At 61.8% G+C, this 18,814-nt stretch carries 16 protein-coding genes and 1 pseudogene; 6 read left to right on the top strand and 11 right to left on the bottom strand.

Annotation, left to right across the window (positions count from 1 at the left end):
• Window positions 1-63 precede the first annotated feature (63 nt).
• The 3 genes from rhlE (at window position 64) to dusC (ending at window position 3,539) form a co-directional block, all read left to right on the top strand.
• Window positions 64-1,449 (top strand): ATP-dependent RNA helicase RhlE, encoded by a 1,386-nt coding sequence (gene rhlE, locus AC6BYQ_RS06560; protein WP_498056534.1) that lies wholly within the window; start codon window positions 64-66, stop codon window positions 1,447-1,449.
• Between the two features lie 113 nt (window positions 1,450-1,562).
• Complete coding sequence (locus AC6BYQ_RS06555; RefSeq protein ID WP_154746713.1) at window positions 1,563-2,522, top strand: D-2-hydroxyacid dehydrogenase family protein; 960 nt, start codon at window positions 1,563-1,565, stop codon at window positions 2,520-2,522.
• Window positions 2,523-2,606: 84 nt separating this feature from the next.
• On the top strand, window positions 2,607-3,539 hold the full coding sequence (dusC, locus tag AC6BYQ_RS06550; RefSeq protein ID WP_025160021.1) for a tRNA dihydrouridine(16) synthase DusC: 933 nt from the start codon (window positions 2,607-2,609) through the stop codon (window positions 3,537-3,539).
• A gap of 42 nt (window positions 3,540-3,581) precedes the next feature.
• Here dusC and AC6BYQ_RS06545 read toward each other — a convergent pair whose 3' ends face one another.
• The 8 genes and pseudogenes from AC6BYQ_RS06545 to AC6BYQ_RS06510 form a co-directional block, all read right to left on the bottom strand.
• The gene (locus AC6BYQ_RS06545) at window positions 3,582-3,848 is read right to left on the bottom strand and encodes a hypothetical protein (protein WP_049201133.1); all 267 of its coding nucleotides are present in this window, start codon (window positions 3,846-3,848) and stop codon (window positions 3,582-3,584) included.
• Between the two features lie 246 nt (window positions 3,849-4,094).
• Window positions 4,095-5,141, bottom strand: a complete 1,047-nt coding sequence (fbpC, locus tag AC6BYQ_RS06540; RefSeq protein ID WP_498056533.1) for a ferric ABC transporter ATP-binding protein — start codon at window positions 5,139-5,141, stop codon at window positions 4,095-4,097.
• A gap of 11 nt (window positions 5,142-5,152) precedes the next feature.
• Window positions 5,153-7,231, bottom strand: coding sequence for an ABC transporter permease (locus tag AC6BYQ_RS06535; protein WP_197667302.1), 2,079 nt, complete (start codon window positions 7,229-7,231; stop codon window positions 5,153-5,155).
• Window positions 7,232-7,298: 67 nt separating this feature from the next.
• Entirely contained in the window at window positions 7,299-8,330 is a 1,032-nt protein-coding gene (locus AC6BYQ_RS06530; protein WP_498056532.1) for an ABC transporter substrate-binding protein, read from the bottom strand.
• A complete protein-coding gene (gene uhpC, locus AC6BYQ_RS06525) occupies window positions 8,327-9,622 on the bottom strand; it encodes an MFS transporter family glucose-6-phosphate receptor UhpC (protein WP_154746716.1) in 1,296 nt (431 codons plus the stop codon). The genes AC6BYQ_RS06530 and uhpC overlap by 4 nt, the downstream gene beginning before the upstream one ends.
• Before the next feature lie 84 nt (window positions 9,623-9,706).
• Window positions 9,707-11,226 (bottom strand): annotated as a pseudogene (locus AC6BYQ_RS06520) (MASE1 domain-containing sensor histidine kinase).
• The gene (locus AC6BYQ_RS06515) at window positions 11,226-11,855 is read right to left on the bottom strand and encodes a response regulator transcription factor (protein WP_154746718.1); all 630 of its coding nucleotides are present in this window, start codon (window positions 11,853-11,855) and stop codon (window positions 11,226-11,228) included. The pseudogene AC6BYQ_RS06520 and the gene AC6BYQ_RS06515 overlap by 1 nt, the downstream one beginning before the upstream one ends.
• A gap of 123 nt (window positions 11,856-11,978) precedes the next feature.
• Window positions 11,979-12,743 (bottom strand): arylamine N-acetyltransferase family protein, encoded by a 765-nt coding sequence (locus AC6BYQ_RS06510; RefSeq protein WP_498056531.1) that lies wholly within the window; start codon window positions 12,741-12,743, stop codon window positions 11,979-11,981.
• A 151-nt stretch (window positions 12,744-12,894) separates the two neighbouring features.
• On the opposite strand from AC6BYQ_RS06510, the gene AC6BYQ_RS06505 reads away from it, so the two are divergent.
• Complete coding sequence (locus tag AC6BYQ_RS06505; protein ID WP_019453967.1) at window positions 12,895-13,647, top strand: SDR family NAD(P)-dependent oxidoreductase; 753 nt, start codon at window positions 12,895-12,897, stop codon at window positions 13,645-13,647.
• On the opposite strand, the gene AC6BYQ_RS06500 is transcribed toward AC6BYQ_RS06505, so the two are convergent.
• Complete coding sequence (locus tag AC6BYQ_RS06500) at window positions 13,632-14,528, bottom strand: LysR substrate-binding domain-containing protein (RefSeq protein WP_211129938.1); 897 nt, start codon at window positions 14,526-14,528, stop codon at window positions 13,632-13,634. The two genes, AC6BYQ_RS06505 and AC6BYQ_RS06500, sit on opposite strands and share 16 nt — an antisense overlap.
• A 116-nt stretch (window positions 14,529-14,644) precedes the next feature.
• On the opposite strand from AC6BYQ_RS06500, the gene AC6BYQ_RS06495 reads away from it, so the two are divergent.
• On the top strand, window positions 14,645-15,424 hold the full coding sequence (locus AC6BYQ_RS06495; protein ID WP_498056530.1) for a HalD/BesD family halogenase: 780 nt from the start codon (window positions 14,645-14,647) through the stop codon (window positions 15,422-15,424).
• A 37-nt stretch (window positions 15,425-15,461) separates the two neighbouring features.
• Here the strand turns inward: AC6BYQ_RS06495 and ansP are convergent, their stop codons facing one another.
• Complete coding sequence (ansP, locus tag AC6BYQ_RS06490) at window positions 15,462-16,928, bottom strand: L-asparagine permease (RefSeq protein ID WP_019453964.1); 1,467 nt, start codon at window positions 16,926-16,928, stop codon at window positions 15,462-15,464.
• Window positions 16,929-17,364: 436 nt separating this feature from the next.
• Window positions 17,365-17,802, bottom strand: coding sequence for a PACE efflux transporter (locus tag AC6BYQ_RS06485; protein ID WP_019453963.1), 438 nt, complete (start codon window positions 17,800-17,802; stop codon window positions 17,365-17,367).
• 112 nt (window positions 17,803-17,914) lie between these two features.
• Here AC6BYQ_RS06485 and AC6BYQ_RS06480 point away from each other — a divergent pair, with 112 nt between their 5' ends.
• Window positions 17,915-18,808, top strand: a complete 894-nt coding sequence (locus AC6BYQ_RS06480; RefSeq protein WP_440528685.1) for a LysR substrate-binding domain-containing protein — start codon at window positions 17,915-17,917, stop codon at window positions 18,806-18,808.
• The last annotated feature ends 6 nt before the right edge of the window (window positions 18,809-18,814 follow it).

Raw genomic sequence — 18,814 nt, 5'->3', positions numbered from 1 at the left:
CATCCTCCCAGGAAACTGCACCGAACACCGTTAGGTTAGGGGGGATCTGGAGTTTTTCTCTTTATGTCATTTGAAACCCTCGGCTTAAGTGCTGAAATTGTGCGCGCTGTTGAAGAACAGGGCTATCGCGAACCGACGCCAATTCAGCGTCAGGCTATCCCTGTCGTGCTGGAAGGTCGTGACCTGATGGCCAGCGCCCAGACCGGCACCGGTAAAACCGCCGGTTTTACCCTGCCGCTGTTGCAGCTGCTGAGCAAGCATGACCATCCGGTCAAAGGCCGCCGCCCGGTGCGCGCGCTGATCCTGACGCCAACCCGTGAGCTGGCGGCGCAGATCGGCGAAAACGTCGATGCCTACAGCAAACACCTGCGCCTGCGTTCGCTGGTGGTGTTTGGCGGCGTGAGCATCAACCCGCAGATGATGAAGCTGCGCGGCGGCGTCGACATCCTGGTGGCGACACCGGGCCGTCTGCTGGATCTGGAGCATCAGAACGCGGTTGACCTGTCCAAAATTGAAATTCTGGTGCTGGACGAAGCGGATCGCATGTTGGACATGGGCTTTATCCACGACATTCGCCGCGTGCTGGCCAAGCTGCCGGCCAAGCGCCAGAACCTGCTGTTCTCCGCGACCTTCTCCGACGACATCAAGGCGCTGGCCAACAAGCTGCTGCACAACCCGGCTTCGGTGGAAGTGGCGCGCCGCAACACCGCGTCCGAGCAGATCGAGCAGAGCGTGCATTTCGTCGACAAGAAGCGTAAGCGGGAACTGCTGTCGCAGATGATCGGCGAAGGCGATTGGAAACAGGTGCTGGTGTTCACCCGCACCAAGCACGGCGCCAACCACCTGGCGGAACAGCTGAACAAAGACGGCATCACCGCCGCGGCGATCCACGGCAACAAGAGCCAGGGTGCCCGTACCCGCGCGCTCGCCGACTTCAAAGACGGCCGCATTCGCGTGCTGGTAGCGACCGACATCGCGGCGCGCGGTCTGGATATCGACCAGCTGCCGCATGTGGTGAACTACGAGCTGCCTAACGTGCCGGAAGACTACGTACACCGCATTGGCCGCACCGGCCGCGCGGAGCGTACCGGTGAAGCTATCTCGCTGGTGTGCGTGGATGAACACAAACTGCTGCGCGACATCGAACGTCTGCTGAAGCGTGAAATTCCACGCATCGCGCTGCCGGGCTACGATCCGGATCCGACCATCAAGGCCGAGCCGATCATCAACGGCCGTCAGGGTGGCGGGCGCGGTGCACCGCGCGGCAACGGCGGCGGCCAGCGTTCCGGTAACGGCGGCGGTCAGCGCAGTGGCAACGGTAACGGCGGCCAGCGTGAAAACCGTGGCAACGGCAACGGCAACGGTAATGCCCGCCCGCAGGGTGATGGCCAGCGTCGTTCCGGCGCGCCATCTTCGCGCCGCCCGCGCAGCCGCAAACCGGCCGAATAAGCCTGATTGCTCAAAGAGTAAGCCGCCGATACGGGCGGCTTTTTTTTTGCCTGGCGGAACGGCATTTTCGTACTAGGCTGGACGGTGGCTAAACCTAATTCCAGGAGACGGAGATGAAATTGAAGTGCGCAATTCTCGATGATTACCAACAGGTGGCGCTCAAAATGGCGGACTGGTCGGCGCTGGCCGATCGGGTGGAGGTGTCGGCCATCAGCTCGCACTTTACCGATGAAGCGGAGCTGGCGGTGCATCTGCAGGAGTGCGACATTCTGGTCATCATGCGCGAGCGCACCCCGATGACCGCCTCGCTGTTGGCGCGGCTGCCGAAGCTGAAGCTGCTGATCACTTCCGGCATGCGCAACGCCTCTATCGATCTGGCCGCCGCCGCCGAGCGGGGCGTGGTGGTGTGCGGCACCGCCAGCGGGTCGGCCGCGCCGATGGAGCTGACCTGGGCGCTGCTGCTCGGGCTGGCGAAGCATATCGTGCCGGAAAGCGTCGGGCTGCGGAACAACGGCCCGTGGCAGCTGGGCTTAGGCGTCACGCTGCAAGGAAAAACGCTGGGGCTGCTGGGGCTGGGCAAGATCGGCGGCCAGATGGCCAAGGTAGCGCAGGCGTTTGGCATGCGGGTGCTGGCCTGGAGCCAGAACCTGACGGCGGAGCGGGCGGCGCAAGAGGGTGTCCTGCTGGCGCCGTCCAAACGGGCGCTGTTCGAACAGAGCGACTTTGTCTCCATTCACCTGGTGCTGAGCGATCGCAGCCGCGGGTTGGTGGGGCGTGATGAATTGGCGGCGATGAAACCCACCGCCTACCTGATCAACACCTCGCGTGCGGGTATCGTCGATCAGGCGGCACTGGCGGACGCCCTGCAACAGCGGAAGATCGCCGGCGCCGGGCTGGACGTGTTCGAGACGGAGCCGTTGCCGGCCGACGACGTGTTTCGCCAACTGCCCAACGTGCTGGCGACGCCGCATGTGGGTTACGTGGCGGACGACAACTACCGCGCCTACTTCACCGAGGCGGTCGAGGATATCGCGGCGTTCCTCGCCGGCCAACCGATCCGCCGGCTGGGCTGACGGCATTTTTAATGCCCGCTGAGGCTTGTCTGGCGCGGGCATTCACCCGTATCATTGCGGGTCTTTTTTTAGCTGGGATTGGTCATGCGCGTATTATTGGCTCCGATGGAGGGCGTTCTCGATTCTTTGGTGCGTGAGTTACTCACTGAAGTGAACGACTACGATCTGTGCATCACCGAATTTTTGCGCGTGGTCGATCAGCTGCTGCCGGCCAAGTCATTCTACCGGCTGTGCCCGGAGCTGCGTCATGCCAGCCGCACGCCGTCGGGCACACAGGTGCGCGTACAGCTGCTGGGGCAGTACCCGCAGTGGCTGGCGGAGAACGCCGCGCGTGCAGTGGAACTGGGCTCTTACGGCGTCGATCTCAACTGCGGCTGCCCGTCCAAGCTGGTGAACGGCAGCGGCGGCGGGGCGACGCTGCTCAAAGATCCGGAACTGATCTACCAGGGCGCCAAAGCGATGCGCGCGGCGGTGCCGGCCCATCTGCCGGTCACGGTGAAGGTGCGTCTGGGCTGGGACTCTTCGAACCGCAGTTTTGAAATCGCCGATGCGGTGCAGCAGGCGGGCGCCAGCGAGCTGACGGTGCACGGCCGCACCAAAGAGGATGGCTACAAGGCGGATCGCATCAACTGGGCGGCGATCGGCGAGATCCGTCAGCGGCTCAGCATCCCGGTTGTCGCCAACGGCGAGATCTGGGATTACCAGAGCGCGCAGGATTGCCTGCAGGCGACCGGCTGCGACGCCATCATGCTGGGGCGCGGCGCGCTCAACGTGCCGAACCTGAGCCGGGTGGTGAAGTATAACGAACCGCGCATGCCTTGGCCGCAGGTGGTGGAACTGTTGCAAAAATACGTCCATCTGGAAAAGCAGGGCGACACCGGTCTCTACCACGTGGCGCGCATCAAACAGTGGCTGGGGTATTTGCGTAAAGAATATGACGAAGCCACCGAACTGTTCAGCGAAATACGTGCACTGACGACGTCAGGGGATATTGCGCGAGTCATCTGTCGCAGTTAAAAATAAACCCGCACGCGGCGGGTTTATTTAAAATTGGCATTATCAGGCGGCTTTATCGAGGCGGTTTAATTCTATCTCGATATCCTGAATGGTTTTTTCCAGCCCTTCCAGGCAGGCGCCCTGTTTATTCAACAGGTCGTTGATGGCTTCGGCGAATGCCTTATTTTTGCATTCCCCCTGATCGAAGGCCAGCCAGTGTGCGGAGAGCGTCTCGGTATTCGACTGCGCATAGTGGCGCATTTCCTTCAGCTGGGAAGCGACGTTACGTAAATTATCCAGCTGCGCCTGTGCGTTTGCATTGTTGCTCATGAATTTCTCCTTGAGTTGGCCGTTAAATAATTTCGACTACGGGATTAAGCTTACCCCATCTAAATAAAAATATCACCCTTGGTGGCCCTGGTGGTTATTTTTTAATGGACGAGATAATATTTATTTCTCGGTTGAACAAGGACTTGGGTAGAATTGTAAAAATAGATAAATACGGTTTTTTTGGCGGTTATTTACGGCCATTCCATGCGGAATGACCGTTATTCTAACGCTTAAGAGTGATGCTTATTATGCCGCGTCTGCCAGCATAAACATGCCGTAGGGGTGTATTTCCAGATAATAATGTTCGCCGACGTTGGGCTGCAGGCGAGTGGCGTTAACCTGCAGCAAAATCTGCTGCCCATGCCACGCCACCGTGACTTCATACTGCGGCCCCATGTAGGCGACATGCTGGATCACGCAGCGCTGGCTTTCCTCGCCGCGCTCGCTCAACGTGATCGCTTCCGGCCGCACGCCCACCGTGCCGGCGCCCTCGGCGGCAAAGTGCGCGGGGCGCGGCAGGCGATAGCCGCTGATATCGACATGATCGGCGCCGAAGCTGGCCGGGAACAGGTTGGCGTCCCCCATAAAGCTCGCCATAAAGCGCGACGCGGGCTGCCGATAGAGATCCTGCGGCGAACCGATCTGCATGATATGCCCCTTGTTCATCACCAGCACGGTGTCTGAGACCGCAAAGGCCTCGCTCTGATCGTGGGTGACGTACAGCGACGTGATATCAAACTGCTTTTGCAACTCGCGGATCTTTTCGCGCATGCTGCGGCGCAGGTTGGCGTCGAGGTTGCTCAATGGCTCATCGAACAGCAGCACTTTCGGCTTGAGGATCAGCGCACGCGCCAGCGCCACGCGCTGTTGTTGGCCGCCGGAGATCTGATCGACGTAGCGATCGTCGAACCCCGCCAGATCCACCATCGCCAGCGCTTCCTGCACGCGCGCTTTCACTTCGGCGCGCGGAATGCCGAGCATCTTCAGCCCATAGCCGACGTTTTCCCCCAGCGACATATGCGGGAACAGGGCGTAAGACTGGAACACCATGCAGATATCGCGCTGCTGGATGGAACGATGGGTGACGTCTTCGCCATCGATGAAGATCTGCCCGTCGCTCGGTTTCTCCAGCCCGGCGACCAGGCGCAAAATGGTGGTCTTGCCGCAGCCTGAAGGGCCGAGCAGCGTCACCATTTGCCCCCGCGGGATGGTGAGCGTGATGTTATCGATAACCGTGTTGCTGCCGAACCGTTTGGAGACGTTGCGCAGTTCAACAAAATTTTTCTGACTCATAGTGCGCTCCATTACGCCTGGTTTTTGGCTTTTGAACGGGAGATGCGAGCCTCGCCGATCAGCCAGTCAAAGAGGAAAATAATCGCCAGCATCACCACGATCAGAATTGAACCGTAGGCGATCGCTACCCCGTATTCGCCGTCTTCCACGCGGTTGAGGATGTAGGCGGTGGCCACGCGGGTATCGGGCGTCACCAGGAAGACGATGGCGCTGACGGTGGTGATGGCGCGCACGAAGCTGTAGATCAGCGCCGACAGGATAGCCGGGCGCAGCAGCGGCAGCAGGATGTGCGTGATGGTGCGCAGCGAGCCGGCGCGCAGGCTGAGCGAGGCTTCGTCCAGCGATTTGTCTATCTGGCCCAGTCCGGCGATCCCGGCGCGAATCCCCACTGGCACGTTGCGCATCACCATCGAGATAATCACGATGGCGGCCGTTCCGGTGAGGTACACCGGCGCGCTGTTGAAGGCGAGAATGTAAGAGACGCCCGCCACGGTGCCCGGCACCGCAAAGCACAGCATGGTGGTGAACTCGATGGTCTTTTTGCCCCTGAACTGCTGGCGCACCACGATCCAGGCGATCAGCAGGCCGAACGCGGCGGTGATCGGCGCGGCGATCCCGGCGTACAGCAGCGTATCGAGCAGCGAAGGCCACGCGCCGTCGCTCATGCCCTGACCGAACAGCTTGATGAAGTTATCCAGCGTCAGCGTGTAATCCACGCCCCAGTTGACGGTGAAACTGCCGTAGAAAATGCTGCCGTAGAGCAGGGCGTTAAAGGCTACCCACACTGCCAGCAACGCCATCACGCTCCAGACCAGCGTGACCGGCAGCGGCTGCACGTCGCCGCGATAGGATTTGCCGGACACGGTGACGTAGGAACGCTTGCCGATCCACAGGTACTGAATGCAGAACACCAGCAGCGAGAACAGCAGCAGGAAGGCGCCGAGGGTGCTGGCAGCCTGATAGTCGAGCTGCGAGCCGGTGATGTAGAAATAGATTTGCGTCGCCAGCACGTCGAAGTTGCCGCCGAGCACCAGCGGGTTGCTGAAGTCGGCCAGCGATTGCACCACCACGATCAGAAACGCGTTGGCCAGCGCCGGTTTCAGCAGCGGCACGAACACGCCGTTAAAAGTTTGCCAACGGCTGGCGCGCAGGGTGTAGGAGGCCTCTTCCAGCGAAGGATGAATGGTCTTGATCGCGCCGTCGAGGATCATGAACGCCATCGGCGTGAACGCCAGCACCTGCGCCAGCCAGATGCCGGTAAAGCCGTACAGCCAGTTGGTGTTGGTCAGGCCGAACCAGGCCACCATCCACTCGGTGACGTAGCCGGAGCGCCCCATCATCAACGTCACGCCCAGGCCGACGACGAACGGTGGCGTGACGATGGGCAGGATGGAGAAGATGCGGCCGATAATGGCGCTGCGCCTGGCGATGCGGGTGGTGTAAATCGCCAGCACCAGGCCGAAGAAGGTACAACCGGCGCCGACCGCGATCGACAGGGCGATGGAGTTGAGGATCACCTGAACGATATGCGCCTGTGACAGCACGTTCATAAACGCCAGCGGCGCGAAGGCGCCCGTCTGGTCGGTGAACATCGGAATGAAAATCGCGATGCTCGGCCAAACGATGAAGACGCCGATCAGCGCTACGATGGTGACCAGCGCGCCGATAACGAAACGGTCGCCGCCCAGCCATTCGAGGCGGGTCAGCGCCAGCGTCATGATGGCACCCAGCGCGATAAACTGCACCAGGGTGGCGTAGCCTAAACCGCGTCCCGCCAGCGTGGCGCTGACGACGATAAAGGCCATGCACAGCAGCGCCCAGCCGGCATCGAACGCGTGGCGCCGCCGCCGTTCACCGCCCGCCGCGGCGTGGGGACGCAGCAGCAACAGGCTTGGCAACAGGCACCAAAGCCAACTGATATTGCGATTTGACCAGCCGTAGGCCGTGAGGATCTCTTCGCCGGTGGACTCCAGCAGGCCGTAATCCAGGCTCCAGCTCGGCAGCAGGGCGAACGCCAGCCAGCCAAGCAAGACCCAAAGGGATATCGCATCTCGTTTATTCACGAGATGGAGTGCGTGTGTATGTGACATAAGTTTCCCGGATGTTCAGGCCGGGTAAGGTATGAGGCTTACCCGGCAACAGGCGCAGAATGTGGGCTTATTTACCCATCTTGACTTCGCTGACCCACTTGTTGATCAGCGCCTTGCGGACCTCGGTCGAGCCGTACTTGTCCATGTCGTAGTTGATCAGCTTCAGATCGTCGAGCTTCAGCGAGTTCGGCGAGGTATCGGCGGTAGTGTTGGTCAAGATCTGATAGGACTTGCCTTTCTTCCACGCCAGCTCCTGCGCCTCTTTCGACAGCACCCAATCCACGAACAGCTTGGCGTTGTCGAGGTTGCGCGCGCCTTTGAGGATGCTGACGCCGCCGATTTCGTAGCCGGTGCCTTCACAAGGCGAGATCAGCTTCAGCGGCGCGCCCTGTTCTTTTTCGAGCGAGTAGTCATGCAGGAAACCGATGCCGATCGCCGTTTCGCCGCGGGCGGCGTTGCGCGCCGGGGCAATGCCGGACTTGGTGTACTGCGAGACGTTGGCGTTCAGCTGCTTCAGGTAATCGAAGGCCTGATCGTCTCCCCACAGCTGGGCAAAGGTCGCCAGCGCGGTATAGGCGGTGCCGGAGCTCTGCGGATCGGCGATTTGAATCTCGCCTTTGTATTCCGGTTTGGTCAGGTCTTTCCAGCACTTGGGCACCGGCAGGTTTTTCTCTTTCAGGCGCTGGGTATTGACGCCGAAGCCGAGGATGCCGACGTAGACCGCCGAAGAGTAGTTGCCTTTCAGCTTCGCCGGGTCGCGGAATTGCGTCATCACCTGTTCGAGGTTCGGCGATTTGTACGGCTGCAGCAGCCCCATTTCACCGGCCTGGGATTGCGGATCGAGCGTGCCGCCATACCAGACGTCCGCCTGCGGGTTTTTCTTCTCGGCGTCCACTTTCGCCAGCGTGCTGCCGGAGCCGTTGCGGATGAACGAGGTTTTCACGTCATATTTCTCGCCGAAGGCTTTGGTTTCCGCTTCGCACATTTCATTGGTGGCGCTGCAGTAGACCACCAGGCGGCCCTTGGCGTGCGCGGCGCCGCTCAACGTCGCCAGCGCGATGCCGGAAGCTATCAGGGTAGTGACCCACGTTTTTTTCATTGTTTTATCCTTCTCTCGGTAGAGGTGGTAACGCTCGCCATCAACAGCGGCATCAGCAATAAACCCATAAGAACGGCGGCGATCGACAGCAAACTGAACATGCCTGACCAGCCGTAGCCTTCGATGACCTGCGACAGCGGCCAGCCCGCCAGTGCGGCCCCCAGATAGGCGAACAGGCCGAGAAAACCGGTGATGGAGCCGGCCGCGCCTTTGTGCCCGCATTCCACGGCGGCGAGGCCAATCAGCATCTGTGGGCCGAAGACAAAAAAGCCCACCGTAAAGAAACAGCCCGCCAGCAGCGCGTAGTGGTGCACCGGCGCCAGCCACAGCGCGGCGACGGAAACCATCAGCCCGAGCGTGAACAGCAAAATCATCGGCGCGCGCTGCCCGCCGAACAGCAAATCCGAGCCCCAGCCGGCGAACAGCGCGCCGAGCAGACCGCCTGCCTCGAACAGCATCACCGTCGCGTTAGCGCTGAGCAGGTTGACGCCGTGGCTTTCCGTCAGCCAGAGATTGCCCCAGTCGTTCAAGGCGATGCGGATCAGGTAGACCAGCACGTAAGAGACGCCCAGCAGCCAGATCATCGGGTTCTTCAGCATCGTGGTGCGTAACATCCGCCACAGTCCCATCGGCGGGCTTTGCTGTTCCTGACGCAGCTCCAGCGGATCGTGACGCCATTGGCCGACCGACGGCAGGCCTTCTTCCTGCGGCGTGCCTTTCAGCCGCCGCGTGAGCCAGATGCCCAACACCATGCTGACGGCCCCCGGGATCAGCATCGCCGCCTGCCAGCCCCAGCGTTGGGCGGCGAAGGCACTGATCAGCGGCACTAACGCGCCGCCGAGGTTGATCGACATATTCCAGCAGCCCCACCAGAAGCCGCGCTCGTTGCGCGAATACCAGTGGGTCAACAGCCGCGCGCAGGGCGGCCAGCCCCAGCCCTGAAAGAAGCCGTTCAGCGCCCAGACCACCAGCAGCAGCGGCAGCGATTCGCCGAAGGCGAACACCAGGTTCAGCAGGCCGGTAGCGAACAGGCCGATCCCCATAAATCTGCGCTGCCCGTGGCCGTCGTGCCACAGTCCGGCGGCGAATTTCGACAGGCCGTAGCTCAGGTAAAACAGCGAGCCGAGCAGGCCGATGTCCCCTTTGTCCAGCCCCAAATCCGTTTGCAGCGCCGGCAGCACGTAATTCACGCTTTTGCGCGTCAGGTAAAAGGCGGCATACCCGATGACCATGTACAGCAGCAGTCGCGGGCGCAGCGTGTGGTAACGGTGATCGATCTCAGATGCCTGCATAGCCGCCTCCCTGGTGCTGACTATAAGAAGGTGAAAGGGAAAGGGGATGAGAGAAAGTCTGGAGTGGCTAAGACTTTTTCCTAGTTAGCCGGCGCTTTGTGGCAAATTTGTGGGCAGGTTAACAATTACCCGCGTGCCGCGCTGCGTTTCCAACGTCAGTTCGCCGCCGAGTGCGCTGACCCGTTCGCGCATCCCCTGAATGCCGAAGCCGGGCATCGGGTTTGCACGGATGCCGACGCCGTTGTCCCGCACCTCGAGGTGCAAAAGCGCGCCTTGTTGATACAGGACGATGACGACCTCGCTGGCCTTGGCGTGTTTACACACGTTGTTGAGCAGCTCTTGCAGCAGCCGGTAGAGGGTGAAACGCACCGTCTCGCCGGCGGGCGTGTCGGTCAGCCGGTAGTCGAAACGGCAACGGATGCCCCGTTCGGCAAAGGCGAATTCGTTCAGCAGGTGGTGCAGCGCCTCTTTGAACGCCAGCTCGTCCAGCGCGGGCGGGCGCAGCTGGCGCAGCAGCTGGCGCGTGGAGTGATGAATGCGCCGGGCGAGATCGGCTATCTGGTTCGCGGCGGCCTGGGTTTGCACCGCATCGCGCGCCCGTTTGACCAGCTGCGACTGGATTTGAATCGCGGTGATGTTCTGGCCGATTTCATCGTGCAGCTCGCGCGCCAGATTTTTCCGCGTGTCTTCTTCGGCGTGGATCAGTTTTTCGGTCAGCGCCCGCCGCGCCGCCAGCTCCTCTTCCAGGCGGCGGCGATAGTGGTGCAGGTTTTGCGCCAGGTGCTGCTGGCGGCTGATGGCGATGCCCAGGCCGATGCCGAGCAGCGCCTGCGTTGCCAGAAAGATCTCCAGCTCGACCAGATTGCCGAACCCTCCGCCGACCTGCCGGGCGAGGGTGATCATCATGCTGCCGAGCAGGCCGGACAATACGCCGCCCTGCCAGCCGAACTTCCACGCCATCACCACATTCGGCAGAAACACCACGATCAGCAGCAGGCGTTCGATTTCCGGCGACAGCACCATCTGCGTGCCGATGCCGATAACGAAAAACAGGCTGCACCAGATGATTAAGGACGCGCGTAGCGGCGGGTTGGTGGTGTCCAGCCCCAGCAGATGGTAACGGTGCTGCTGGCGCAGAAATTCAAAGATCAGGTAGACGAACGGGGTCAGCAAGACGCCGCCGGTAAACGACGCCAGGCCGAGCAGCATCGCCGGGCTTGGCACTAATGGCGTAAGCAGGGCGGTATTGAGCAGCGAGGCAGCGGTCACCGCAGCCAGTAGAGCGGAAAACGGCGCCAGACTCGTTGCGCGAGCGCCGCCGGGATCAGGGTGATAAACGGCGCGGCCAGCAGACCGTAGCCGCTCAGCAGGCGTTCGCCGTGCAGCCAGAACAGCAGCAGCATCGGTGGCGCTATCAGGGCGGGCCAATAGCGACGCGCCAGCAGGATCAGCAGCGCGAGATAGACGCCGTGCGGCAAAAACAGCACCGCCTGATTGCCGTTGTGGGTCAGATAGAAACCGAGCGTCCACAGCATCAGCCAGCCGCTGCCCCAGGCCAACAGGATAAACAGCGAGATAACCCAGGGGCGGAAGCGGGGCGACATCAATGCCCCGCCAGCAGCTGATGGTCGAGGGCGAAATGCACCAGCTCGATGGTGCTGCTGCACTGCAGCTTGCCCAGGACGTTGGCGCGATGCACGTGCACCGTTTTGTGGCTGAGATCGAGCTTGAAAGCGATCTCTTTGACGCTGTCGCCCCTGACCAACAGATCGAAGACCTCGCGCTCGCGCGGGGTCAAGGCTTCCAGCGCCGTGTTCGGTTGCTCGCCGCCGCGCAGCGCCCGCAGCGCGTCGGCGCACAGGTAATGGCCACCCATATCGACGGAGCGTACCGCCTGCACCAGTTCTTCCGGCCCGCAGCGTTTGGTCAGATAGCCGCTGGCACCGGCATCCAGCGCGCTCTGCACGAAGGTGGGAGAGTCATAGATGCTGAGGATGATCGCGCGGAACTGCGGCTTGTGCGCCCGCAGGCGCTTCAACAGGCTCAGGCCGTTTTCATCCGGCATGGCGATGTCCATCACCGCGACGCTGACGTCTTCGCGCAGCAATGCCGGCCAGGCCGCCGCCGCGCTGCTGTATTGCCCCACCACGTCGAGATCGTCCTCGAGGCTGAGCAACTGGGCAAAGCCGGAGCGCACCACCACATGGTCATCCACCAGTATCACACGGATCATTTTTCGCACTCTGCTGCCGAATCATGACCCTATGATGCCTGCCGCCGCGGGGCTGGCAATCAGCCAAGCGCGGTTATGCAATCGATGTAACAGAATCGTAATAAAAGGGCGCCGCCGGCGCCGTTAACGATCCACATCGATGGCGAAATGCTGCCACAGCGCGGCGCGGCGTTCCTCTTCAGAATGCAACGTCGTTTCGTGGCGCTGGTGATCTTCGGTCACGATCAGCTTCATGTCGCTGAGGGTGACCCGGCCGTGGTCCGTCGGCCGTGAACATACCAGGCGTTGGGTGAAGTGCGATTGCGGCGAGGTGCTGTGGAAGTGGCACATCTCGTCGAACTCATGCAATTCGCGCGGCTGAACGGTAAAGCGATACAGCGTTTTGGCATGCGAACGCTGGTCGCCGTTGCGGCGCTCCAGCAGGTAATACTCGCCTTCCCGCTCCAGGTGGAAGGTGCCGCTGGCCTGCGGTTGCGGCTCGGCGACGACGATCTTCAGCGGCGTCAGGAAGGAATCGCCGAAACCGACGTCCACCAGCCAGGCCTGGTCCGCCAGATCCACCCGCAGCGCCAGATGGTCGTAGCGCGGGCCGAAATGGCCGTCGCGGGCGCGGATCTCGCCGGAGATGAAGCTCACCTTGAAGCCGAGCTCTCGCAGCAGCAGGGCGAACAGCGTATTCAGTTCATAACAGAAGCCGCCGCGGTTACGTTCGACCACCTTGCTGAACAGCGCCTCCGGCGCCAGCTGAATGCCCTGATGATAGATAATGCTCAGGTTCTCGAACGGGACGCTCAGCATGTGACGATGGTGCAGCTGTTGCAACGTGGGGAGGTCAGGGCGGGCGACGCCGGTAAAACCGATATGCTGCAGGTAGCGTTGGGTATCCACAGGGTGTCTCGCATGAGAAAAAGTAGGCATAAAATAGCGGGCTTTGCGGTATTTGTGAGCGCATTCCGTGCTGCGCTGTCGCTGCTGCCGCAAACTGTCACTGGTCGGCGCTAGCCTGTTCCCCGGAGTTCAACATTGCAGGAGAACGGCTATGCAAGATTTCAAACATCGTGTGGCGCTGGTGACCGGCGCTTCCACCGGCATCGGCGAAGCGATCGCCGCCGAGCTGTTTCGGCGCGGAGCCACGGTGGTGATGACCGGCCGCCACGCCGCGCCTCTCGCCGCCGCCGCCGCGCGGCTCGATCCCGACGGTCGACGGGTGATGACGTTGCGGATGGACGTGCGCGATGCGCCGTCGGTGCAGCAGGGCATTGAAGAGACGGTGCGGCGCTACGGCGCGCTGCATCTGCTGGTCAACAACGCCGGGATCACCGGCCCGCACGAGGTGGGTATCGATCGGTACGCGGTCGACGATTGGCATGAGGTGATCGCCACCTGCCTGAGCGGCACATTTTTCGGCATGAAGTACGGCCTGCCGGCGATCGTCGCCGGCGGCGGCGGGGCGGTGGTGAACCTCTCTTCCGCCAACGGGGTGGTGGGCATTGCCGGGATCGCGCCCTATACTGCCGCGAAACATGGCGTGCTGGGCTTGACGCGCTCGGCGGCGCTGGAATTCGCCACGCGCGGCGTACGCGTCAACGCCGTCGGGCCGGGCTATGTGGATACGCCGGCGATGGGGGCACTGCCAGCGTCGGCGCGGGCGCAGATGGCCGCTTCGCACCCGATGGGGAGAATGGCGACGCGGGAAGAGGTGGCGAAAACGGTGGCCTTTCTGCTTTCGGACCACAGCAGTTTCACCACCGGCGCGTTCTACAGTATCGACGGCGGTTATACTGCGTGCTGAGCCAGCGTCTGCAGCCAGGCCAGAAACGCCGCCGCGCCGGGCTTTTCCAGCGTGCGCGCCGGGTAAACCACGTAGTAGGGTTTGCTGAGCGGCAGCGCCGGTTCGGCCAACGTGACCAGCCGGCCCTCCGCCAGTTCGCGGGCGATCAGCCGCCGCTGGCCGAGCAGCACCCCGCGCCCTTGCACGGCGGCGTCGATGGCCAGTGAAGTCAGGTTATAGGTCAGCCCGCGCCGCGGTGGCGGCATGCGATCGGCGGCGGTGAACCACTCGTGCCATCCCGGCAGAAACTGGCTCTCCTTGCCCCAGTCAACGTGGAGAAGCGGCTGCTGCGTCCAGTCGCCGCGATCGCGCAGCGCCGGGCTGCACACCGGCTGTACCCGATCCTGAAACAGCCGCGCCTTTTCCAGCAGCGGGTAATCCTGATCGCCGAAGCACAGGGCGAAGTCCGCCGCCGAATGGGCGAAATCGACCGCCGCATGGGTGGCGTGCAGCCGCAGATCGCCGTCGGGGTATTGCGCCAGCCAGGCGTCCAGCGCCGGGTTCAGCCACTTGGAGGCCAACGCCGGCAGGGCGAACACCGTCAGCGCCTGCTTGCCGCGCTGGCGTTCGACGTGCTGCTGCGCTACGCGCAGCGTTTCAAACGCTTCCTGAACATATGCCAGGTAGTCCGCGCCCTGTTCGGTCAGCGTGACGCCGCTTTTGGCGCGGATGAACAGCGTGATGCCCAGATGCTGTTCGAGCTGGCGGATCTGCTGGCTGACGGCGGCGGCGGTCAATGCCAGCGCATCCGCCGCGCGGGCCAGGCTGCCGGTGCGGGCGGCGGTTTCGAACGCCAGAATGGCGCTCAGTTTGGGCAGGCGAGCGCGAGACGGTGAGTGCATGGGCAGGGTTATCGCTAAGAATTGGTTAACTTATCCATAACGTATTTTTGTTATGGCGGCAATGCGCCATTCGCTACAGTGAGAGGCATCCGGCTATCGCACTCGAGGGGAACGTCATGCCGCAACTTGCCGATATTATCGATCTGTCCGCCCATCCCATTGGCGACGCCGTGTTTCGCGCCCGCTGCAGGCAAACGCTGGAGAGCGCAGGCGCGCTGGTGCTGCCGGGATTTTTGCGCGACGCCGCGCTGGCGACGGTGCGGCTGGAAGGCGCCGAACAGCACCACGCGGCGTTTTACGCCACCAGCAAGCACAACGTGTATCTGCGGCCGCAGGACGACGCGCTGCCGGCCGATCACGCGCGCAACCGGCTGGTGGTGTCGTCCAAGGGCTGCATTACCGACGAGGATATTCCGCCGCAGTCGCCGCTGCGCGCGCTGTACGACGCCCCGGCGTTTCGCGAGTTCCTTTGTGCGGTGCTGGATGAGGCGCAGCTCTATCCCTACGCCGATCGGCTGTCGTCGATCAACCTGCATTACGCGCGCGCCGGCCAGGAGCTGGGCTGGCACTTCGATAACTCGTCGTTCGCCATCACGCTGCTGATCCAGAAACCGGCGGCGGGCGGGCGTTTCGAATATGTGGAGAAGCTGCGCGACGCCGACCGCGGCGAGATGAACTATGCCGGGGTTGCGCAGGTGCTGGACGGTAAACGGGAGGCCAAGCGGCTGGCGATCGAGGAGGGGGATCTGGTGCTGTTTCGCGGGCGTAATGCCCTGCACCGGGTGACGCCGACCGAAGGCGACGCTACGCGCATGCTGGTGGTGCTGGCCTACAATGCGCAGCCGGACGTGATGCTGTCGGAAAGCGCCCGAATGACGTTTTACGGCCGGTTATAACGGATAAAAAAACCGCCCCGGAGGGCGGCTTGTCGATTCAGCGTTGGCTCTGTTCTTCGTGAGCCTGCTGTTCCAGTTTCACTTCCTGCGCCCGTTTGCGCAGGCCGAACCAGCCCAGCGTCAGCAGCACCGCCAACACCGGAATGGTGGCGATGGTCCAGGTACCGTTCGGGTAGTCGAACGCCATCATCACCACCACGGTCAACAGGAACGCCAGCGTCAGCCAGGAGGTGAACGGCGCGCCCGGCATTCTGAACGAGACAGGCTGAGCGCGGCCTTCGCGGATGGCTTTGCGCAGGCGCATCTGGCAGACGATGATAAACGCCCAGGAAGCGATAATGCCCAGCGAAGCGATGTTCAGCACGATCTCGAATACCCGCGACGGCACCAGATAGTTGAGCACCACGCCGATCACGTAGATGCCGCAGGTGACCAGAATGCCGGCGTAAGGCACCTGTTGGCTGCTCATCTTGGCCATCAGCTTCGGCGCGGAGCCGCCCATCGCCAGCGAGCGCAGGATGCGGCCGGTGGAGTAGAGGCCGGAGTTGAGGCTGGAGAGCGCGGCGGTCAATACCACGATGTTCATCACGGTGCCGATATAAGGCACGCCCAGCTTGCTGAAGAAAGTGACGAACGGGCTTTGGCCGGCCTGATAGGCATTCCACGGCAGCAGCAGCACCAGCAGCACCACGGAGCCGACGTAGAACAGACCGATGCGCCAGATCACGCTGTTGATCGCTTTGGGCATCATTTTGGCCGGATCCTTACACTCGCCGGCGGCAGTGCCGATCAGCTCAATGCCGGCGAAGGCGAAGATCACCCCTTGCACCAGCACCAGCGCGGGCAGCAGGCCGTGCGGGAACATGCCGCCGTTTTCGGTGATCAGATGCAGACCGGTGGTATTGCCCGCCACCGGAGTGCCGGTACCGAGGAACACCACACCCACAATCAGGAACAGCGCGATGGCGGCCACTTTGATCAGCGCGAACCAGAACTCCATTTCGGCGAACCATTTCACGCCGATCATGTTCATGGTGGCGACGATGCCGAGCGCGCCGAGGGCGAACAGCCATTGCGGCACGTCGGCGAAGGTGCCCCAGTAGTGCATGTACAGCGCCACCGCGGTGATGTCGACAATGCCGGTCATCGCCCAGTTGAGGAAGTACATCCAGCCGGCGACGTAAGAGGCTTTTTCGCCGAGAAACTCGCGGGCGTAAGAAACGAAGCTGCCGCTGGAAGGCCGATGCAGCACCAGTTCGCCCAACGCGCGCAGAATGAAGAAAGAGAAGATCCCGCAGACCAGATAGACCAGCGCCAGGGCCGGCCCGGCCAGCTCGAGACGGCCGCCGGTACCGAGGAACAACCCGGTGCCGATCGAACCGCCGATGGCTATCATTTGGATCTGCCGCTTACCCATGCTTTTGTGGTAACCGGATTCATGGGAGTCCAGCCAGCGTCTTCTGGCGGCGTGTTTGTCATCCGCCGACTTGTTTTGTGAGTGCATTATCCGTCCTGTTTACCTGTCTGTGATTAACTCCGCCCTGAGCTGCAGAGCAATCGATTGCCATCAGCAATCGTAATGAGAATGAGGTCGTGGCATCATTCCGCTGTTTATTGTGTATACAGCCGCCGTTAAATAACGGCGTGGCATGCTACCGTTTCCCGTTAAATGTGGCAAAAAAACCTGTGTGCAAATAGTGATCAAGTGTGTTTGTTTTTTAAACTGAAAACAAAAGCGCATATTATTCAGTAAGATGAGTCTCATTATCAACACGGAAATATCGAACGATAAAAGTGATTGAAATCACAGAATAATAATTACCTCGCAAATTAAAGGGATTTGGCGGTTATTTGGCACGGAGGAGAAGGGGGGCGAAAAATAAAGCGGTGGCGCCTGCGCAGCGATGGGCGTGCGCAGGCGAATAGGACGAGGGTTATTCTCAGGCGGATTCACCGGCCGGCAAAGCCGAAGCCGGCAGGCCGAATAGCTTGTCGAACGCCCAGTTAAACAGGAAGGTGTAGCAAGGAATGATGACGATCAGCGCCATATCCAGCAGCAGCGCTTGCCACAGCGTGATGCCCATCCACCAGGCGATCAGCGGGATCAGATACACCACCAGCGTCAGCTGAAACCCGACCGCGTGCAAAATGCGGCGCTTGAGGGTGCGGGCGCGCGATGCCTGGCGGCTCTCCCACCACTCGAATAAGTAGTTGTAAATGAAGTTCCAGCTGACGGCGATAGTGGTGATCACCACCGCCAGCGGTCCGGTGCTGGTCGGCGCGTGGCCCGACAGCAGCGCCAGCCCCAGCGCCGAGATCGTCATGCCGATGATTTCATAAGCGGTGACATACACCAGTTTGCGTTTGACGCCCTGCATTGTTTTCTCCCGATCTGTTTTTAGTTGCCTCTGCGGCGACGGCGGCTAAGATAACGTCAATCACATTGATAGAAAAAGTCAGGAGCTATCAGTTTTACTGATAGATTGAACGATGAATTTTTCCAGCGACAACATCGAGCTGTTTCTGGCGGTGCTCGATCGCGGTTCGTTTTCCGCCGCCGCCCGCGCGCTGCGGCGCGTGCCTTCCGCCGTCAGCATGGGCATCGCCAACATGGAGGCGGAGCTCGGTTTTGCCTTGTTCGACCGTTCTCACCGCGAACCGACGCCGACCGCGCTGGCCCTGGCCCTGGCGCCGCATGCCCGACTGATCGCCGGGCAGCTCAAGCAGCTGCAGGTGCACGCCATCGAACTGTCCCAGGGGCTGGAGAGCACGCTTTCGATCGGCGTGGCGTCGGATATCAACGGCGCCGGGCTGCTGGCGGCGGTGAAAACGCTGTCGCAGCGTTATCCGCTGCTGAACATCGAAGTGCTCAGCGCGCCGCAGGACGACGTGTTGCACATGTTGCACCAGGGGCGCATCGGCGTTTGCCTGGCGTTCGGCGGGCTGAACGTCAACAGCGCGGAACAGTTCCACTTCGTCGGCGCGGAATCGCTGGTGGCGATGTTGTCGCCGCAGCATCCGGCGCTGGACGGCGCTGCGGGCGAGCTGTTTCTCGAGGATCTGGTCAACGTGCGGCAGATCATGGTGGCCAGCCGTGACCTGCCGATCGGCGATCTGCGTCCGCAGGTGGCGGAGGCTTACTGGCGCACCGATAGCCTGCCGATGGCGCTGAATATGGTGGAAGCGGGGCTGGGGTGGGGGAATTTCCCGCTGTCGCTGGCCGAGCCGCTGCTGGCGCAGGGCCGGCTGGTGCGGCTGAAATTCAAAAATACCAAGAACGAGCTGCGCTTGCCGATGCATTTGATCTGGCTGAAGAACCGCCCGCTGGACAAGGCGGCGCGCGAGCTGGTGGCGCTGATGCGCGAGGCGCCGCAGAAAAGCTGACGCCGG

Source organism: Serratia sp. LTN-2, assembly GCF_059740205.1.
Note: the sequence above shows the minus strand (reverse complement) of the source record. Positions and strands in the feature narration are given on the sequence as shown.